12 protein-coding genes and 2 pseudogenes are annotated in these 16,603 nt (G+C 55.5%); 6 read left to right on the top strand and 8 right to left on the bottom strand.

Annotated features, from left to right (window positions below):
* The 6 genes from JCM17844_RS13165 to JCM17844_RS13140 all read left to right on the top strand — a co-directional run.
* Positions 1-1,049: helicase-related protein (locus tag JCM17844_RS13165; RefSeq protein ID WP_150001373.1), on the top strand; the 1,049-nt coding region annotated here is incomplete at its 5' end.
* Positions 1,046-2,401 (top strand): hypothetical protein, encoded by a 1,356-nt coding sequence (locus JCM17844_RS13160; RefSeq protein ID WP_150001372.1) that lies wholly within the window; start codon positions 1,046-1,048, stop codon positions 2,399-2,401. The genes JCM17844_RS13165 and JCM17844_RS13160, both read left to right, overlap by 4 nt.
* Positions 2,402-2,818: 417 nt before the next feature.
* Positions 2,819-4,105, top strand: a complete 1,287-nt coding sequence (locus JCM17844_RS13155) for a site-specific integrase (RefSeq protein WP_150001371.1) — start codon at positions 2,819-2,821, stop codon at positions 4,103-4,105.
* 684 nt (positions 4,106-4,789) lie between these two features.
* Positions 4,790-5,233 (top strand): RrF2 family transcriptional regulator, encoded by a 444-nt coding sequence (locus JCM17844_RS13150; RefSeq protein WP_150001370.1) that lies wholly within the window; start codon positions 4,790-4,792, stop codon positions 5,231-5,233.
* Between the two features lie 18 nt (positions 5,234-5,251).
* Positions 5,252-6,514: an SLC13 family permease gene (locus JCM17844_RS13145; protein ID WP_150001369.1), complete on the top strand. Its 1,263-nt coding sequence runs from the start codon at positions 5,252-5,254 to the stop codon at positions 6,512-6,514.
* Positions 6,514-7,005 (top strand): SLC13 family permease, encoded by a 492-nt coding sequence (locus JCM17844_RS13140; protein WP_235899017.1) that lies wholly within the window; start codon positions 6,514-6,516, stop codon positions 7,003-7,005. The genes JCM17844_RS13145 and JCM17844_RS13140 overlap by 1 nt, the downstream gene beginning before the upstream one ends.
* A gap of 9 nt (positions 7,006-7,014) precedes the next feature.
* Here the strand turns inward: JCM17844_RS13140 and murJ are convergent.
* From murJ to JCM17844_RS17430, 8 genes and pseudogenes are all read right to left on the bottom strand, one after another.
* A pseudogene (gene murJ / locus JCM17844_RS16205) lies at positions 7,015-8,483 on the bottom strand (murein biosynthesis integral membrane protein MurJ).
* A gap of 178 nt (positions 8,484-8,661) precedes the next feature.
* On the bottom strand, positions 8,662-10,452 hold the full coding sequence (locus JCM17844_RS13125) for a sodium:proton antiporter (protein WP_150001365.1): 1,791 nt from the start codon (positions 10,450-10,452) through the stop codon (positions 8,662-8,664).
* A 256-nt stretch (positions 10,453-10,708) separates the two neighbouring features.
* Positions 10,709-11,797 carry a sulfate/molybdate ABC transporter ATP-binding protein gene (locus JCM17844_RS13120; RefSeq protein ID WP_150001364.1) on the bottom strand — a complete coding sequence of 363 codons (1,089 nt, stop codon included), beginning with the start codon at positions 11,795-11,797 and terminating at the stop codon, positions 10,709-10,711.
* Between the two features lie 11 nt (positions 11,798-11,808).
* On the bottom strand, positions 11,809-12,684 hold the full coding sequence (cysW, locus tag JCM17844_RS13115) for a sulfate ABC transporter permease subunit CysW (protein ID WP_150001363.1): 876 nt from the start codon (positions 12,682-12,684) through the stop codon (positions 11,809-11,811).
* A gap of 16 nt (positions 12,685-12,700) precedes the next feature.
* A complete protein-coding gene (cysT, locus tag JCM17844_RS13110; RefSeq protein ID WP_150001362.1) occupies positions 12,701-13,558 on the bottom strand; it encodes a sulfate ABC transporter permease subunit CysT in 858 nt (285 codons plus the stop codon).
* A complete protein-coding gene (cysK, locus tag JCM17844_RS13105) occupies positions 13,555-14,553 on the bottom strand; it encodes a cysteine synthase A (RefSeq protein ID WP_150001361.1) in 999 nt (332 codons plus the stop codon). Before cysK ends, cysT begins: the two co-directional genes overlap by 4 nt.
* Positions 14,554-14,597: 44 nt before the next feature.
* Positions 14,598-15,479 (bottom strand): EAL domain-containing protein, encoded by an 882-nt coding sequence (locus JCM17844_RS17435; RefSeq protein WP_210431987.1) that lies wholly within the window; start codon positions 15,477-15,479, stop codon positions 14,598-14,600.
* Between the two features lie 64 nt (positions 15,480-15,543).
* Positions 15,544-16,562: pseudogene (locus JCM17844_RS17430) on the bottom strand (sulfate ABC transporter substrate-binding protein).
* Between the last annotated feature and the right edge of the window lie 41 nt (positions 16,563-16,603).

Raw genomic sequence — 16,603 nt, 5'->3', positions numbered from 1 at the left:
CCGATGAAGTACAAATTCTCGGCGACAAATCACGCGGTGTAAATGTCGAAACACTCTTGACGCTGATCTCTCGAGCAAAACCTGGCCAATTCATCGGCCTCTCCGCTGTTCTCACCGAACAGGATGGAAAAGCCTTGTCCGAATGGCTCGAGGTACAACTCGTCCGCGTTCCTCACCGCGAAAAGCATCTACTTTATGAATGCCGAACACCCACGAAACGGTTAACTTTCCATACGGAAATGCCCGATCAAGGGATTTCCGAAGAACCACATCAGCCAGACACAGCGACAGAGCTTCAAGCGTTGATCCATGAATGCATGGATGCCAATGGTGGAAAACTGATCGTCGTCTTTTGCATGCGAAAGCAGGACATTTACGACGGATGCACTAACTACTGCCTTTCAAAAGGCTACAATCTAGAAAACGCCCCGCTATTGGAAGGGCTTAGCCAAGGCACAACCGAAGCCGAATTTCTTTCCGCCACAATGCCGCATCGCGTTGCAATTCATTGCGCTGACCTTGTCGAAGAAGACCGCTTGAAGGTCGAAGAGGCGATCAAAAATGGCGACGTCGATCTAGTCTTCGCGACATCGACTTTGGCTGCAGGTGTCAATTTCCCACTTGGAACGGCGATATTCTATTCGTGGGAACGCTGGAATTTTGAACGTCGCCGCCGGGAGCCTATCTTGGCCAGCGAGTTCCACAACATGGCCGGCCGTTGCGGACGCATGGGCGCCGAACATGAAAGTGGGCGCGTAATCTTCTTGGCAAATGATAAATTCCACCATAAGTCCGTGGTTCGAGACTTTCTTAATCCCGTTCATCTGGATACCTTAGAAAGCCAAGTATCGCCGGACCATTTCACGCCGCTCGTGCTCCAACTGGCAGCATCCAATGTCGTAGATGGCGAGGACGATGCGCTAACCTTCTTGAAAGCTACATTTAGCGCTTCACGGGAGTTACAGGTGAATGCCGCCGGCCTCGACCATTGGGATGAGCCATTCCAAAAAGCCGTTGCCAGTCTACGCGAATGGAGTTTTCTAAGATGACCAGTAATTCGACGAGACTCTCCGTCACACCTGTAGGGCGTGCGGTTGCGATGTCCGTTTTACATCCAAGCAGCGCCAATCAGCTTATTAAATATGCTGAACTTCGAGGCTCCGACCTACTTAGCCTGGCTGCAAGCGAAGAGAACGAGAAAACGTTTCGTTATACCTTACTTCATGCGGCCTATTCATCCTATGAATACAGCATTCAAGGCAGTGCAAAAAACTTGCCTTACCAACTCAATAATACTGTTCAAAACAAGATGGCGGACGCTGCAGTAGATTTTCTAATCGAGCAACCATGGCAACGCAATCCATTGGCTGCCAATGCGGCGATGCTGACCATGCGATGGGCTGAAGGGCGGGCCGCCATAAAGGATCTCGCACCCGAGCTTCCTAGAATCGGCTCCGGCGTCGCCCAGACCATGATTCGCGAGAGTGCAGAGATTTTATTCGCCTGGTCGGACTGCTTGATTGCAGCCACGGCGAACCACCGTTCCGATGACGATTGCCCCACTTCACTACAGGGCAAAGTAGAATTGCGACAGGCATTACGAAACCTCGCATCAGCCATCCGCATGCATGCCCGGTCAATTTCACTTGGGTTGCCAGGTGAAGTCGCGTGGATGGGCGAGCTTAGGGCAGAAGATACTGGCTATCAAGTCCTCTCACGACCCGCTATTCTCGCCCTGCATCAAAAAAATCTAGCCGATCCCATTGAGTTGTTACGCAGCGATTCCTATGAAAAAATTATTGAAGCGCTCAAGTCGCATCGAATTCCTCATCTAAATGAAGTTGTACAAAATTTCCGAGAGGCTGTACGCGCTTATCGGGATAGAGAGCGGAACGATCTGTGGGAGGCCGCCATTAAGCGAGCTTCAAGAGAATTCAGCGACCTTCTTCGTGAGGCAAAGCATGCGCGCGGTAAGGACTTTGAGACAAAAGTTGAAAATTTATTAAATGCTGTGGGCCTCGCCTACAAACGCCTAGATGACGGTAAGACCGCCGGCGCCGCCGACCTACAGATTGGCCTCAATCACAAAACACAGATTATCATGGAACTTAAAACTTCTAATGGCAACGGCGCAGTCAAACTAAATAGCGCGACTGACGTAGTTAGGGGGGCAGCCATCGTTGGTATGGAAGAGTTTCCTAAAGCTACCCTTGCCAATCCCGGTTTCGACCCGAACGTCCCGTGGCAGGCGCGGAACATCAGAGATTTGGCTCTCGTGGAAGCTAGTCAATTCGCATACGTTATTACGCGTCTTGCAAACAACGAAATAGATAAGGATAGATTTCTGGACTGGCTGGCTCAACCTGGCATGCTTTCATCTAGCCAGATTCACGGATCGTAGATCGAAAACAAGCCATAAAAACGTCGCTTTCTGACACAAATAACTTAATGGGTTGGCGTAAAGTTGGTGATTGGATACATCACCCCCTATGGTGACTATTCACCTCTTTTTCGAAACTCGCCCCGCGTTTATTTTGTGATTCGTGTGCTTCCGTATTGCTTCCGTGAAACAAAAAAAGCTCAGGCGATTATGCCTAAGCCCTTGATTTTGTTGGTTGCGGGGATAGGATTTGAACCTATGACCTTCAGGTTATGAGTTTGTTTATATCAAGATATCTGGAATTGCCTGGAGATAGATTGCTTAACTATCATACTGTTTTATATTGATTTTATGGGCATGTGACGTTATCCCTTGTTATCACAGATTGGAGGTGAACGCCTTCCGAAAAATTCCGAATGAATTCCGAAAGGGTAAGCCATGCCCCACCTCACCAAGCGATCAATCGACGCCCTACCCGTCCAGGACAAAGAATATTTCGTCTGGGACGATCAACTGAAGGGGTTCGGCGTGCGCGTCTATCCGAACGGCGGCAAGCGCTATATCGCGCAGACTACCCGGCACGGCAAGACCACGCGGGTTCAGGTTGGTCGGCACGGCGCCCTCCCCTTCGACGAGGCGCGTAAGCGCGCGGGTAAGATCATCACCGACATCGATGACGGCAAGAACCCAAACGAGGAGAAGAAATCGGAGCGCCGCTCGCCGACCGTCAAACAGCTGGCCGAACGCTTCCTGGATGAATACGTTCCTTCCCACTGCAAGTCCCGCACCCAGGTCGAATACAAGCATGCACTCAACACCTACATCTTGCCGGCCATGGGGTCCGTCAAGGTGCTCAAGCTCAGCCGCGACGATGTTTCGGACCTGCACCACGGCATGCGTGAGACACCGTATCAGGCCAACCGCACTCTTGGCGTATTGTCCAAGATGCTGAACCAGGCGGAGGCTTGGGGCTATCGTCCGGACCGTTCAAATCCTTGCTACCACATCAAGAAGTACAAGGAGCAAAAGCGGGAGCGCTTCCTCACCCCGGAGGAACTGATCTGCCTACGCAAGGCCCTGGACGAGGAAGAGGAAACGGCTCCCTCCGCGGCAGCCGCTTTCCGGCTGTTGATTTTCACCGGGGCGCGCCTGTCCGAAATCCAGACCATGAAGTGGAGCTACATCCAGGGCGACCGTGCTTTCCTGCCGGACTCGAAAACCGGAGCCAAGGTTCTGCATCTCGGAAAAGGCGCTTTGAATGTTCTGGCCTCGGTCAAGCGGGTCGACGGGAACCCTTATGTCATCACCGGCAAGGAGGAAGCGGCGTATCTGACCGACCTGCAAAAACCCTGGCGACGCATACGCAAACAGGCCACCGTCCTATATTGGCGTGACTACGGCGGCGAAAAGGTGAGCGCCTTGGTCCAGGAACTTCAGGACAAGTTCGGCTATATGCCGTCATGGGAAGACTGCCATGAAGCCGCCGAAGAAGCCGAACTGGAACTGCCCACCGGACTGGCCGATGTGCGCATCCACGACCTGCGCCACACCTTCGCGTCCGGCGCCGTCATGATGGGCGAGAGTCTGCCGATGATCGGCAAGTTGCTCGGCCACACCCAGCCCCAGACCACCGCCCGCTACGCCCATCTGGCCGACGACCCGTTGCGGTCTGCCGTTCAACGGATCGACGCCATGCTGGAAGAAGCGATGATGGGCAACGCTTGAAGTCTTTGCTCATTTGAAAGCCTGGCCCCCACCACCGAGCATCACATGAACGCGTTACCGTAGCCAAAGGAACCGTGTAATCCAGTTTCTCTGCCCCCACCAAAACCGCCCCCCCTTGGATGGGACAGGAAACGTCAAATGATCGGCCGCAAAGAATGCGTATGCTAGAGGGTTGCGATCATTTTCTTCGCCGCGCGCCCTAGCCTCTTGGAAACGAACCTGGAATACCCGATGTAAAGTCAGAATCACACACTGCTCCGGGTATGAACCGGGCAAATCCGGCAACAACGCATCCGGAAGAACGATCAGGCGTTCGGTTGTTTCGGATAGAGTGCGCCCACACATCCAGAGTACATAGTTACGCTCACCGGCGACTCTTATATTCCACCCCCTGCGCACCAAGAGACGAAACAGGCGACGGACGCCCCTCCATTCCGGAGGAATTTCGTTCTCCTCCCTGAATGGCCGTGTCGTGAGCCACACCAAGGGCCGTGGGTACGCCATCGCCATCACACATATTCCCTATCGGTTTAGTATAGAATATAGGTTAACATCTGTAATTCAAAGGATTTTATTGGCTTATCCCCCTAACCCCGTATAATCCATCCATCAAATCGACAAATCTGTTATAGTGTCGAAAAAATGGAGGGAGGGAGCTGAAAGCAGCGCTCCTAGAGGATCTACATGCTGTCGCAAAAGGCCAAATACGCGTTTCGAGCACTGTTTGCATTGGCGAAGGCCGGTGTCGGCGAGTCACTTCTGATTTCCGATATCGCGGAGGCTCAAAAGATACCCAAAAAATTCCTGGAGCAAATCCTTCTGGACCTCAAGCACCGCGGGCTGGTTTCATCGCGGCGCGGAAAAAACGGCGGTTACGCCCTTCGAAAACCCCCAGAGGAAATCACCTTTGGAGAGGTGGTCCGGACCATAGACGGCCCTATCGCGCCGCTTCCATGCCTGAGTAAGATGGCATACCTGCGATGTGAGGACTGCGAAGACGAAACAGCGTGTCATATCCGAGGCGTCTTTGGAAAGGCTCACGAAGCCACCCTTATGGTGCTGGACCGGACGACGCTTGCGGATGCCATGGCGGGCGAAACCCGGACTGGCAACCGGTACAGAGCGTGATGCGAGGCCGTCTTCGGTATGACGACGGACCAAGTTCTCATTTGCACGTTACTGGTTGGCACGCTCGGGGTTCTCGCCACGGACCGATGGCGTTACGACATCATTGCAATCGTCGCTCTCCTAATTTCAGTTTGGCTTGGCCTTGTACCACCGGATGACGCCTTTGCCGGTTTTGGCAATCCAGCCGTCATCACAGTCGCGGCGATTCTGGTACTAGGCCGTACGGTTGTCGCCCAAGGAGTTTTGACCGCCCTTGGGCAAAAACTCGCAGGAGCCAAGCACAGGCCAGATCTGACTTATATCATCCTCTGTACAACCGCCGCCTTGCTTTCCAGCATCATGAACAACATAGGCGCGCTGGCTCTTATGTTGCCCGTGGCTATGGCGGCGTCCAGGGAAGCGGGTATTCCCTACTCCCGGATTCTCATCCCTATTTCCTTCTCGACGCTGCTTGGCGGCATGATCACCATGATCGGAACGCCCCCCAACTTGGTCATTTCCCAAATCAGAGTCGAGCACGGCCTGAGACCGTTCGGTATCTTTGATTTCTCCCCGGTTGGACTGATTGTCGCCAGTGTCGGCGTAATCTTCATCATTCTAGCCGGTCGCCGTCTCTTGCCCGACAGGGACCCTGCGGAGACGACAGGTGGGAATTATCCCTTGCCCCGATACCAAGCGGAACTCGACACCCCCAGGAGCTCGCCTTTAGTCGGGAACGATCTGGGTGGGATCGAAACAATGACCGGTTTGCACATTAATGGCGTTGTAAGAAACGGCCACTTTGTCTTCGCCCGTCAAGCCGACATAAAGCTTGAACCGGGCGACACACTTAAGATTGAGGGCGAGGTCGATCTCTTGCAGGAAATCATCGGCCGAGGCGATTTGACTCTGCCCAACGGCAACCATCTTCCAGAAGGGTGGAAATTGCGGGAAATACTCATCATTCCCGAATCCATAGCTCTCGGCAGCACGCCCGCCTCGCTGGATCTGCCGGGCCGCTGGGGCGTTGATCTGCTTGCCGCGGCACGAGGCAGTCGACGTTTCGAGGGGCGTTTTTCCGAAGTGACCCTGGCCGCCGGCGATGTGTTGCTGGTAGCCGGCCCTCCACACCGCTTGGAAACACTATCATCCGACCTTGGGAGCGTGCCCCTAAAAGGAAGAGGGCTCACGTTTCGTCCACGTCGTGCGGCCTTAACGGGGGGAATATTTGTCTGCTCGATCGCGCTTGCCGCTTCAGGAGTGATGAGGGCGGATGCGGCTTTCGTTCTAGCGTCGTGGTGATGGCGCTATCCGGCCTAATTAACTTCGCCGAAATTTATCGTCGGATCGACTGGCCAGTCGTCGTGTTTCTCGCAGCGTTAATCCCTGTCGGCGGAGCGCTCGATAGCACCGGGGCGGCAACGGTCATTGCCCATTTCATACTGTCCGTGGCCGGAGACACCTCTCCCGAGTTTCTGCTTGGTTTGACCTTGCTGATCAGCATGGGGTTGACTCCCATGCTCAATAACGTCGCCACCGTACTCATTCTTGCGCCCATCGTTCTTGGCATCTCTGAAGCGGCTGGATTGAACGGAGACCCGTTTCTTATGGCTGTCGCGGTCGGGGCATCGGCCGATTTCCTTACACCGTTCGGCCATCACAACAACACGCTCGTCCTCGGACTTGGAGGCTATCGTTTCCTCGATTACCCCCGATTGGGCGCACCGCTGGCATTGATCGTTTTCATCGCCGCCTTTCTCATGATACCCGTCGTTTGGCCTTTAGCGCCGTAGGTTGGGCAGCTACGCGTTCTTCCCACGAGCCCGACGCCGACGCGAGACCATCTCCTGCGCCATCAATGGCATGCCGTAGGTCAATAGAGATGCAAATCCAACGACCGACAAAATCGCCACGGTAAGGAACGGTGGCGTCAAACCGACAAATAAGTGAGAAGCCACCTCCCGCCCCTTAATGATGGTCAGAACCATCAAGGCGCATCCGACCATCGACATCCGCAGCTTTTGAATACTGTCCGGCTGGAATTTGACGTGGCCACCGCGTATCAATAAGGCCATCAATAAACCTGCATATATCCAAACGCCAACAGACGTTGAAATTGCCAAGCCAATATGTTGCAAGCTGCCCATTAAGATAATTTTCAGTCCAATGTTGACAGCCATTGAAACAAATAGGGCCTTTACAGGCGTTTTGGTATCCCCCCTTGCATGGAAAGCCGACACCAACGATCGCAAAGCGATCGCCGCTGGAAGTCCGACCGCGTAGGCCATAAGAGCCCCACCAGCCCCGTGCGCGGCGGCTTGATTGAAGGCGCCGTGAACGAACAGAACTTCGATAATCACATCGCCAAGAAGCCCCAGCCCTATCGCGCACGGAAAGCCCAGCAATAGGCAAGCGGCAACCGCTTTACCGAGAGTGGATTGCAAGCCCTCTTCATTGGCGCGGCTAAACTGTTGAGATAAGTTTGGTAGCAGAACAGTGCCAACTGCGATGCCAATGACGGCTAACGGAAGTTGATACAAGCGATCCGCATAATATAAAAACGACATTGTCCCCGAGGGCAAAAAGCTGGCAATCATCGTATCGGCGAGTAAGGCCAATTGAACCCCTCCAGCACCAATCACAGCAGGACCCAAGCGACGTAGAAATTTCGAAGTAGCCGGTGTTATGAGCGGCGGGAACGCGCAAAAGCGGATGCGGGCTTGGTAGCAAGAAACAAACAGCAAGGACACTTGAGCACACCGCCAACAAGCACCCCCACGGCTGCTGCATGACTTGCGGATGGGAAGAGCCACCATACCGTCATCGCTAGTATCATTGAAATGTTCAGCAATATCGGGGCGGCGGAAGGCGACGCAAATCGATCATGAGCGTTCAGCACCCCGCTCAGAACTGAAACAACTGATACACAGATCAAGTAGGGGAATGTAATTTTTGTCAAAATGACAACAAGCTCGAATTGCGCGCTCCCTTCCGAAAGTCCCGGCACGAATACAGCGACGAACCAGCCGGTGGCCCCGACGGCAACTCCTAACATCAGTAAATTGATGATGCTGATCCAGCCTAGAACCGAAGAGCGGAAGGCTAAGGCTTGATCGTCTCCGTCGCGTTCCAACACGTCTGCGTATGTTGGGACGAAGGCGGAGTTAAACGCCCCTTCCGCCAGAAGGGCTCGAAAATGATTTGGCAGCCGAAAGGCGATGACAAAGGCGTCCGCTAAAGGTCCCGCGCCCAAAATATTGGCCAAGATCATGTCGCGGACAAAGCCGAACAGCCGGCTGATGGCGGTCAGACCGCCGACTGTACCGGCACGGCGGATTAACATCGCATTTGCCCATCCCCAAGAACACCACACCCACCAGGCGTCACCCGCGTGCTTACGCTTGGCGTGGGTAAGATAGATAGCGCCAGATAAATACCGTTACGGCTCATTAAAGGGGCCAAATCATGGGAATTGCGATAGTCGCGACAACCCACATCAAGAGGTTCAGGGGAACACCGATCTTGATAAAATCCATGAAGCGGTAGCCACCGGCATTATAGACGAAGGTGTTGGTTTGGTAGCCGATAGGCGTCGCGAAGCTGGCGCTGGCCGCGAACATCACGGCGACGACGAAGGGTCGGGGATCAACCCCCAACTGCTGGGCCAAACCCACCGCAATCGGCGTCAATAAAATGGCCGCCGCGTTATTGCTCATCATCTCGGTCATCACCGACGTAATGAGATAAACCGCTGAAAGGACAGCGATCGGACCCAGCCCCCCGACAACGAGAACAAAGCTATCAACCACAAGTTCGGCTGCGCCGGTTTTCTCCATCGCCAATCCAAGAGCCAACATGCCGAAGATCAAAAACAGGATATTCCACTGGATCGACTCATATGCTTCGTTGGATTCGAGACACCCGAGGGCGACAACGATCACCGCAGCCATGATGGCCAACGCTGCAATCGGCAAAATTTCGAGTGCCGCGAGAACCATCACTGCCACAACCGCGCCGATAGCGATCGGAGCCTTTGATCGGCGATACGGGCGCTCCGTCGGCGTTGAAAGGTTGATGATCTCGCCGTTTTCAAACAATTGCTGAATGCTGGCGACCGGTCCTTCCAAGAGCACTGAATCGCCGACCCGAAGACGCACATCTTGGTAATTTTGTGACAAATTTTGGCCGTGGCGATGAACAGCCAGGATGTAGGCGCCATACACGCGGCGCCAACCGAGATCACCGACCCGTCGTCCAATCGAACTGGAGTCCGGCCCGACGATTCCCTCGACGATCTTCGTCTCGGTTGTCGAGATCGGCTCAATAGGATGCAGCCCGCTTCGTCCACCGAAGGCCACGTCCCCCGCCTCCCGCAGGCCTATCATATCCTTCACCTTGCTTCGAATAACGAGCCGGTCGCCCGGCTCGACTTCCATCCGATCAAAGCTGTATCGATGAGAGCGGTCCGCCCGAATGAGGTCTATGACCCGGAAACCCCGTTCCTCGGTAAAACCGGCCTGACCAACTGTCTGGCCGATCAATGGAGAATCCAAAGGAACAAGAATCTCCGCCATGAACTGCCTGTCAGCCGTTGATGGTAACATCGAGGCGAGTGTCTCCCGAACCGGCAACAACCAACGCCCAACCACAAGCAGGTAGATAATTCCAGCGCACCCGACAATGAGCCCCAACATGGTGATTTCGAACATACCAAACGGCGCCAAGCCCTCTCTCTGGGCTACGCCGTCAACGAGAATATTCGTCGACGTGCCGATCAACGTCATTGTTCCGCCAAAAATACTGGCGAATGACAAAGGAATGAGCAGCTTGGAAGGCGCCACTTTTTGGGCGTAAGCCAAGCCAATCACCACCGGCGTCAGGATCACCACGACAGGGGTATTGTTGATGAAGGCGGAAAGAAACATGACGCCGAGCATCATCACGCCAATCGCCTGGGCCGGCGATCGCTCGGCCGCCCTGGAAACCAAACGACCTATACCGTCAATGACGCCGGTCCGTTCCAAGGCGGCACTAAGAATGAACATCGCCCCCACGGTTATCGGAGCGCTACTGCTAAAAACACCCAAAACATCATGCGTTGTCAGGATCCCGGTCGCCAGCAGGACGACGATTGACGTCATGGCGACAACGTCCGGCGCTATTTTTTCTCTGACGAATCCAAAGAAAACAATGCACACCAATACTAAAACAATAGTTATTTGGACAACCGATTGATCCAATGCTTTTTCACTCCATAAATCGTCAGGTCGCACAAAGACTATAGGCTTTATAGACAATATAGCAAATTGGCCACAAAGGATCGACAGCAAAGGTCAGTCAGCGTGATGTCGGGACGTTGGTCCGATCTCGCCGATTGAATGCAGGAGCGCTTCCCTGTTCTCGACAGGGACCTCGCCATTCGCGCCAAGCATCGATCGGCGACTGGCGGTCGCTGTGCAAATTGCAGGAAACTGTGCGGGAACAAGCCCCAATCGATCAGACGTCGTCGTTACGCAATTCAGGGCCCCGGACCGCTTCCGTCAAAAAGAGCTGAGCCCGGCGCAGTCGCACACCAACGCTAGCCCCCTGGGACAGCCCGAGTTCCGCATGTCTGGCCCGCGTCAGCTCGGCCTCTAAATGCTCGCCGTATGACGTCTCCAACTCGACACGCACCACAGGCCCTAAGATTGTCTGATGCCCCACCTTGGCGACTAGGCTGGCCGGATGATCTTCATCGGCTATATCGAGATCGTGCGGACGAACGAAAACAACGCCGGGCGCATTCGAAATGCCTGCATATTCCGGCGCGGGCATAATCAGTCCGTGAACATCGGCTTCCCCTCGTCGGACCTGGCAAGGCAGGCTGTTGACGTTTCCGAGGAACTGATAGACGAACGGCGTCCTTGGATTGTCGTAAATTTCCGTCGGCGTTCCGACCTGCTCGATCCGTCCCTGGCTCATGACCACCACCCGGTCGGCAACTTCCAGCGCCTCCTCTTGATCATGAGTTACAAATACACCGGTAATGCCAAGCGTATCGTGCAGCCGACGCAGCCACCGGCGGAGGTCTTTGCGAACCTGGGCGTCAAGCGCCCCGAATGGCTCATCAAGCAATAGAACACGCGGCTCAATCGCCAGAGCGCGGGCCAGCGCCACACGCTGACGCTGGCCGCCGGAGAGTTGGGATGGGTAGCGATCCGCCAGACGTCCGATATGAACCAGTTCCAGCAGTTCCTCCACCCGGCGCTTGATTTCGGATTCCGCTGGGCGCTCGCTACGCGGTCGAACCCGGAGCCCAAAGGCGACATTCTCAAAGACCGTCATATGGCGGAACAGCGCATAATGCTGAAAGACAAAGCCTACTTGGCGCTCCCGCGCGCTGAGCTCCGTGGCGTCCAACCCGGCGAATCGTATGGTTCCGCGGTCTGCGGTCTCCAGCCCGGCGATGATGCGAAGCAGCGTGGTCTTGCCGGACCCCGACGGCCCCAGCAGGGCCACCAGCTCTCCCTCTGCGATGGGAAGCGAAACGTCATTCAGCGCGATAAATCCACCGAAGGTCTTGGTGATGTTGCGAATATCAATCATTGGACTGTCCTTTAATGACCCATGGCCGCAATTTCATCCCGATACTGCCACTCAAGGAGACTCTTCACCCCGAGGGTAACGAGCGCCAAAACGGCCAAAAGGGATGCCACGGCAAAAGCGGCGACGAAGTTGTATTCGTTGTAAAGAATCTCGACATGGAGCGGCATAGTGTTGGTCAGACCACGAATGTGACCCGACACCACGGATACGGCCCCGAACTCGCCCATGGCCCTGGCGTTGCAAAGCAGGACCCCATACATCAGGCCCCATCGCACATTGGGAAGCGTGACGTGCCTGAAGATTTGCCATCCGGATGCGCCCAGCAGCATTGCGGCCTCTTCATCGTCGGAACCTTGCTCTTCCATCAGCGGGATCAGTTCACGGGCGATGAAGGGAAAGGTGACAAATACGGTCGCCAACACGATCCCCGGAACCGCGAATATGATTTTCACGCCCAGGGCATCTGCAGCAGGCGCCAGCCAACCGTGCGCTCCGAACATCAAGACGTAGATTAGGCCGGAGATCACCGGAGAAACTGAAAAGGGAAGATCGATAAGACTGATCAACAGACTTCGTCCGGGAAATCTGAACTTGGCAATAGCCCAGGCTGCGGAGACGCCGAAAACCAGATTGAAGGGAACGGCGATGGCCGCCGTCATGAGTGTCAGACGAATGGCCGCTTGAGCATCGGGCTCATCGAACGCGGCAAGATAGGCGCCAAACCCACTCGACAATGCCTCGACGAAAACGGCGAGCAGCGGAAGTAGCAGGAAGCCCCCAAGAAATACCAGGGCTGCGACGATCAAAGAGATTCTTGCCCATAAAGGCTCGCTCAGCGCCTGAGGGCGGGTGCTGAACAACGGATATTCGGGATTGGTAATGGTCATGGTTCCGACACCTTCTTCATCCGCCAAGGCGCGCACGGCGCCAAACCTGTAGGGAGTTGATGAGAATCAGAAGGAGAAACGATGCGACCAGCATGACCGCAGCGATCGCCGTCGCGGCGGCATAGTCGTATTGCTCCAACTGGATAATAATGAGCAGCGGCGCGATCTCGGACAGTCCAGGCATGTTCCCGGCGATGAAAATCACCGATCCGTATTCGCCCAAAGCCCTTGCAAAGGCCAAGGCATAGCCGGTCAGAACCGCAGGGAGGAGCCCCGGAAGGATAACCCTGAGAAATATCTGTATTCGGCGTGCACCCAGACTATGGGCAGCCTCCTCCACTTCAGCCTCGAAATCCTGCAAGACGGGCTGAACCGTTCGCACGACAAACGGGAGCCCGATGAAAACCATGGCCACGATCACGCCAATCGGCGTGAACGCCACCTTGATGCCAAGTGGCTCCAACCAGGCCCCGATCCAACCGTTCGGGGCATAGATCGCCGTCAAGGCAATACCCGCAACCGCCGTCGGCAAGGCAAATGGCAAATCGACGGTTGCATCGATCAACTTCTTGCCGGGAAATCGGTAACGGACCAGAACCCAGGCGATAAGTACGCCAGCAAAGGCGTTGATCGTCGCGGCCGCCAGGGCGCCACCGAAACTCAGCCGATAGGCCGCAAGCGCCCTCTCGCTAAAGGCCTTCGCGAGAAACTCGTCCCAGGTCAATCCCGCAGCCCTGAAGAACACGCCGGCGAGGGGAATGAGCACGACCAGAGACAAGTACAGAAGCGTAAAGCCCAGCGCGGGACCGAAGCCAGGAAGCACGCCAGGACGTTCAAGCTTCAACCTGAGAAGGGGTATCCTCAGAGCCGTCATGACGACACCTCCGTGACTTTCCCGTCAAGATCGTCGAACAGCGCCGTCGACAAATAGCGTTCGGCGAAGGACGGAAGAATCACGACGATGGTTTTTCCCGCGAACTCGGGGCGTTCTGCGATTTCCAGGGCTGCCGCCAAGGCCGCTCCCGAAGAAATGCCTACCGGAAGGCCTTCAAGTTTGGCGGCCTGGCGGGCGGTGGAAAGCGCCGTCTCATTACCGATCTTCACGACCTCGTCAATGATCCCGGTATTCAGAATTTTCGGGACAAAACCCGCGCCGATGCCCTGAATTTTGTGCGGTCCAGGCTGGCCTCCAGAAAGGACCGGACTATCCTCCGGCTCGACGGCAACCAGCCGCACGCCGGGCTTGCGTCGCTTCAACACCTCGCCAACACCAGTAATCGTGCCGCCGGTTCCGACGCCCGCCACCACGACATCCACCTTGCCATCAGTATCCCGCCAAATCTCCTCAGCCGTGGTCAACCGATGAATCTGGGGATTTGCGGCATTCTCGAACTGCTGCGGCATGACCGCGCCGGGAATCTCGGACAGCAACACGTTCGCCTGTTCGACCGCCCCTTTCATACCCTTTGAGGCTGGCGTCAGGACAATTTCCGCACCGAGAAGCGACAACATCTTTCTGCGTTCCAGAGACATGCTTTCGGGCATTGCAAGGATGAGGCGATACCCCTTCGCCGCAGCGACGAAAGCCAAGGCGATGCCGGTATTGCCCGATGTCGGCTCAACGAGAACTCCACCAGGTTTCAATTGACCGGAAGCTTCCGCCGCTTCGATCATCGCAAGACCGATCCGATCTTTTACGCTGGCCAGGGGATTAAAGAATTCGCACTTACCCAGAATATCCCCCTTGACGCCGGACTCGGCGGCAAGCTTTGCCAGTCTGACCAGCGGCGTCCCGCCGATCAAATCGGTCAGGCTCTCGAAAATTCGCCCTCGGGCAACCTCTTGTCCCGCTTTCTTTGTATCAGTCATCTTCTTTCTCCTGTCTTTTGTCACGGTGTCGACGCGGCGAGGCGTCAGAGGCCCACCTCGTAAATGTGTTCAAGCGTACTTTTGCCGGTGCGAGAGGCGATAGCGCGGATTTTCAAAGCTTCGGAAAGCGGTAAAGGTTTGGCGAAATGAAATCCCTGGACGTAATCGACGCCGGCATCGAGTGCGATCCGCGCCTGCTCGTCGGTTTCCACCCCCTCAATGATCGTTTGAGCCCCAAGCTCCTTCAGCATCCGAATGAGATGCGCCAAGCTATTGCGGACGCGACGATTGACGGACGCTTCCTGGATCACACGAAGATCGAGTTTGAGAAAATCCGGTTGCAGTCGCCACAACCGGTCCAGGTTCGAATGGCCGCATCCAAAATCATCCACCGCTATGGCGAAATCGCGCTTACGATAATTCGCCACGGCTTCCGCCAGATGCGCTTCTTCGCCTGTTTCGTTTTCTGTGATCTCCAGAACCACGCGGCAACTTGGGAATGCGTAGTGGCGTAGAACACGCTCGAAGACCTTGCCATGCCCATGAACGTTCGCGACATGTCTGGGATGAATGTTGAGGAACAGGAAACCGTCGTCCGGAGCCTGAGCGACGTAATTGAGCAGGTGAATGGTCCGACAGACGCGGTCGAAGGTCACAACCTTGCCTGCTTCCGCAGCCATGGCGAAGGCCAAGGCCGGCGAGAGGGGGGCCCCTTTTCCGGCCAGCGGTCGCAGCAGGGCTTCGTGCCCGATTACTTCACTGTCGAGATTGGAAAAAATAGGCTGAAACGCACTCGTTACTGTTACTCCAAGTATCCGCGCACTAAAGTGATTTCCATCCTTATGGATTGAAAAGTCAGCTGGATTCTTATCCGTAACATCCGCAAGGGCATCATGAACCAACTCGTTCAAAGCGTCTTTCGTCATGCTCTGTTCCCTCTCCGTCGCGTCGCCCGCAGACCATCCACGGGCGACGCATTTACGGCGTGGTTTATTTTCCGACCGCATAAATCTGGTCGAAGGTCCCACCGTCGGCGAAGTGGGTTGCCTGGCTTTCTGCCAGCCGCCGAAGACGTCCTTGACGGTGAACCGCGTTACCTTCGGAAAGACATTGGCGTACTTGCCTGCGACTTCCTCGTCACGCGGCCGATAGTAATGTTTGGCCGCCAATTCCTGGCCCACCGGGGTATAGAGATAGTTGAGATAGGCTTCGGCGATTTTGCGCGTACCGTGAGCGTCAACCCAGTGATCGACCACGGTGACAGGCGGCTGGGCGAGAATTGAAACCGATGGCACAACGATCTCAAGATCGTCCCGGCCGAGCTTGTTGACGGCCAAAAGAGCCTCGTTCTCCCAAGCCAATAGAACGTCCCCGATGCCACGCTTAACAAAGGTGTTGGTCGAGCCGCGGGCTCCGGAATCGAGAACCGGCACGTTGCGGTAAACCTTGGTGACGTAGTCGCGGACCTTGGCCTCATCGCCGCCAAAATGGTCGAGCGCCCATCCCCAGGCGGCAAGGAAGTTCCAGCGCGCTCCACCGGAGGTCTTCGGGTTCGGAGTGATCACCTCCACGCCGGGGCTTGCAAGATCACCCCAATCCTTGATCCCTTTCGGATTGCCCTTGCGGACCAGGAACACAATCGTTGACGTGTAAGGGGAACTCTCGTGAGGGAGACGCGACTGCCAGTCCTTGGAAAGAAAGCCGGTCTTCTCCGCGATAGCGTCGATGTCATAAGACAGGGCCAGGGTCACCACATCGGCCTCAAGTCCATCGATCACGGCGCGCGCCTGTTTGCCCGCGCCGCCGTGAGACTGGCGGATCGTCACCGTTTCACCGGTCTTTTCCTTCCAGTGTTCGGCAAAGGACTTGTTGAACTCTTGGTAGAGTTCACGGGTCGGATCATAGGAGACGTTCAAGATTTCCGTGTCCGCGACCGCCCCAGCTAACGGCGCGGAGGCGAGCCCGATGGCGAGTATCAGGGTTTTGAGCTTGAGAGATTTGTTCGACATGGCTGTGCTCCTTTTCACACTGTTGATTATGTCTATAATGT

Origin of the sequence: Iodidimonas gelatinilytica (assembly GCF_008579125.1) — a bacterium.
Classification (GTDB): Bacteria; Pseudomonadota; Alphaproteobacteria; order Sphingomonadales; family Rhodothalassiaceae; genus Iodidimonas; species Iodidimonas muriae.
This window is presented reverse-complemented; position numbering and strand designations above follow the sequence as displayed.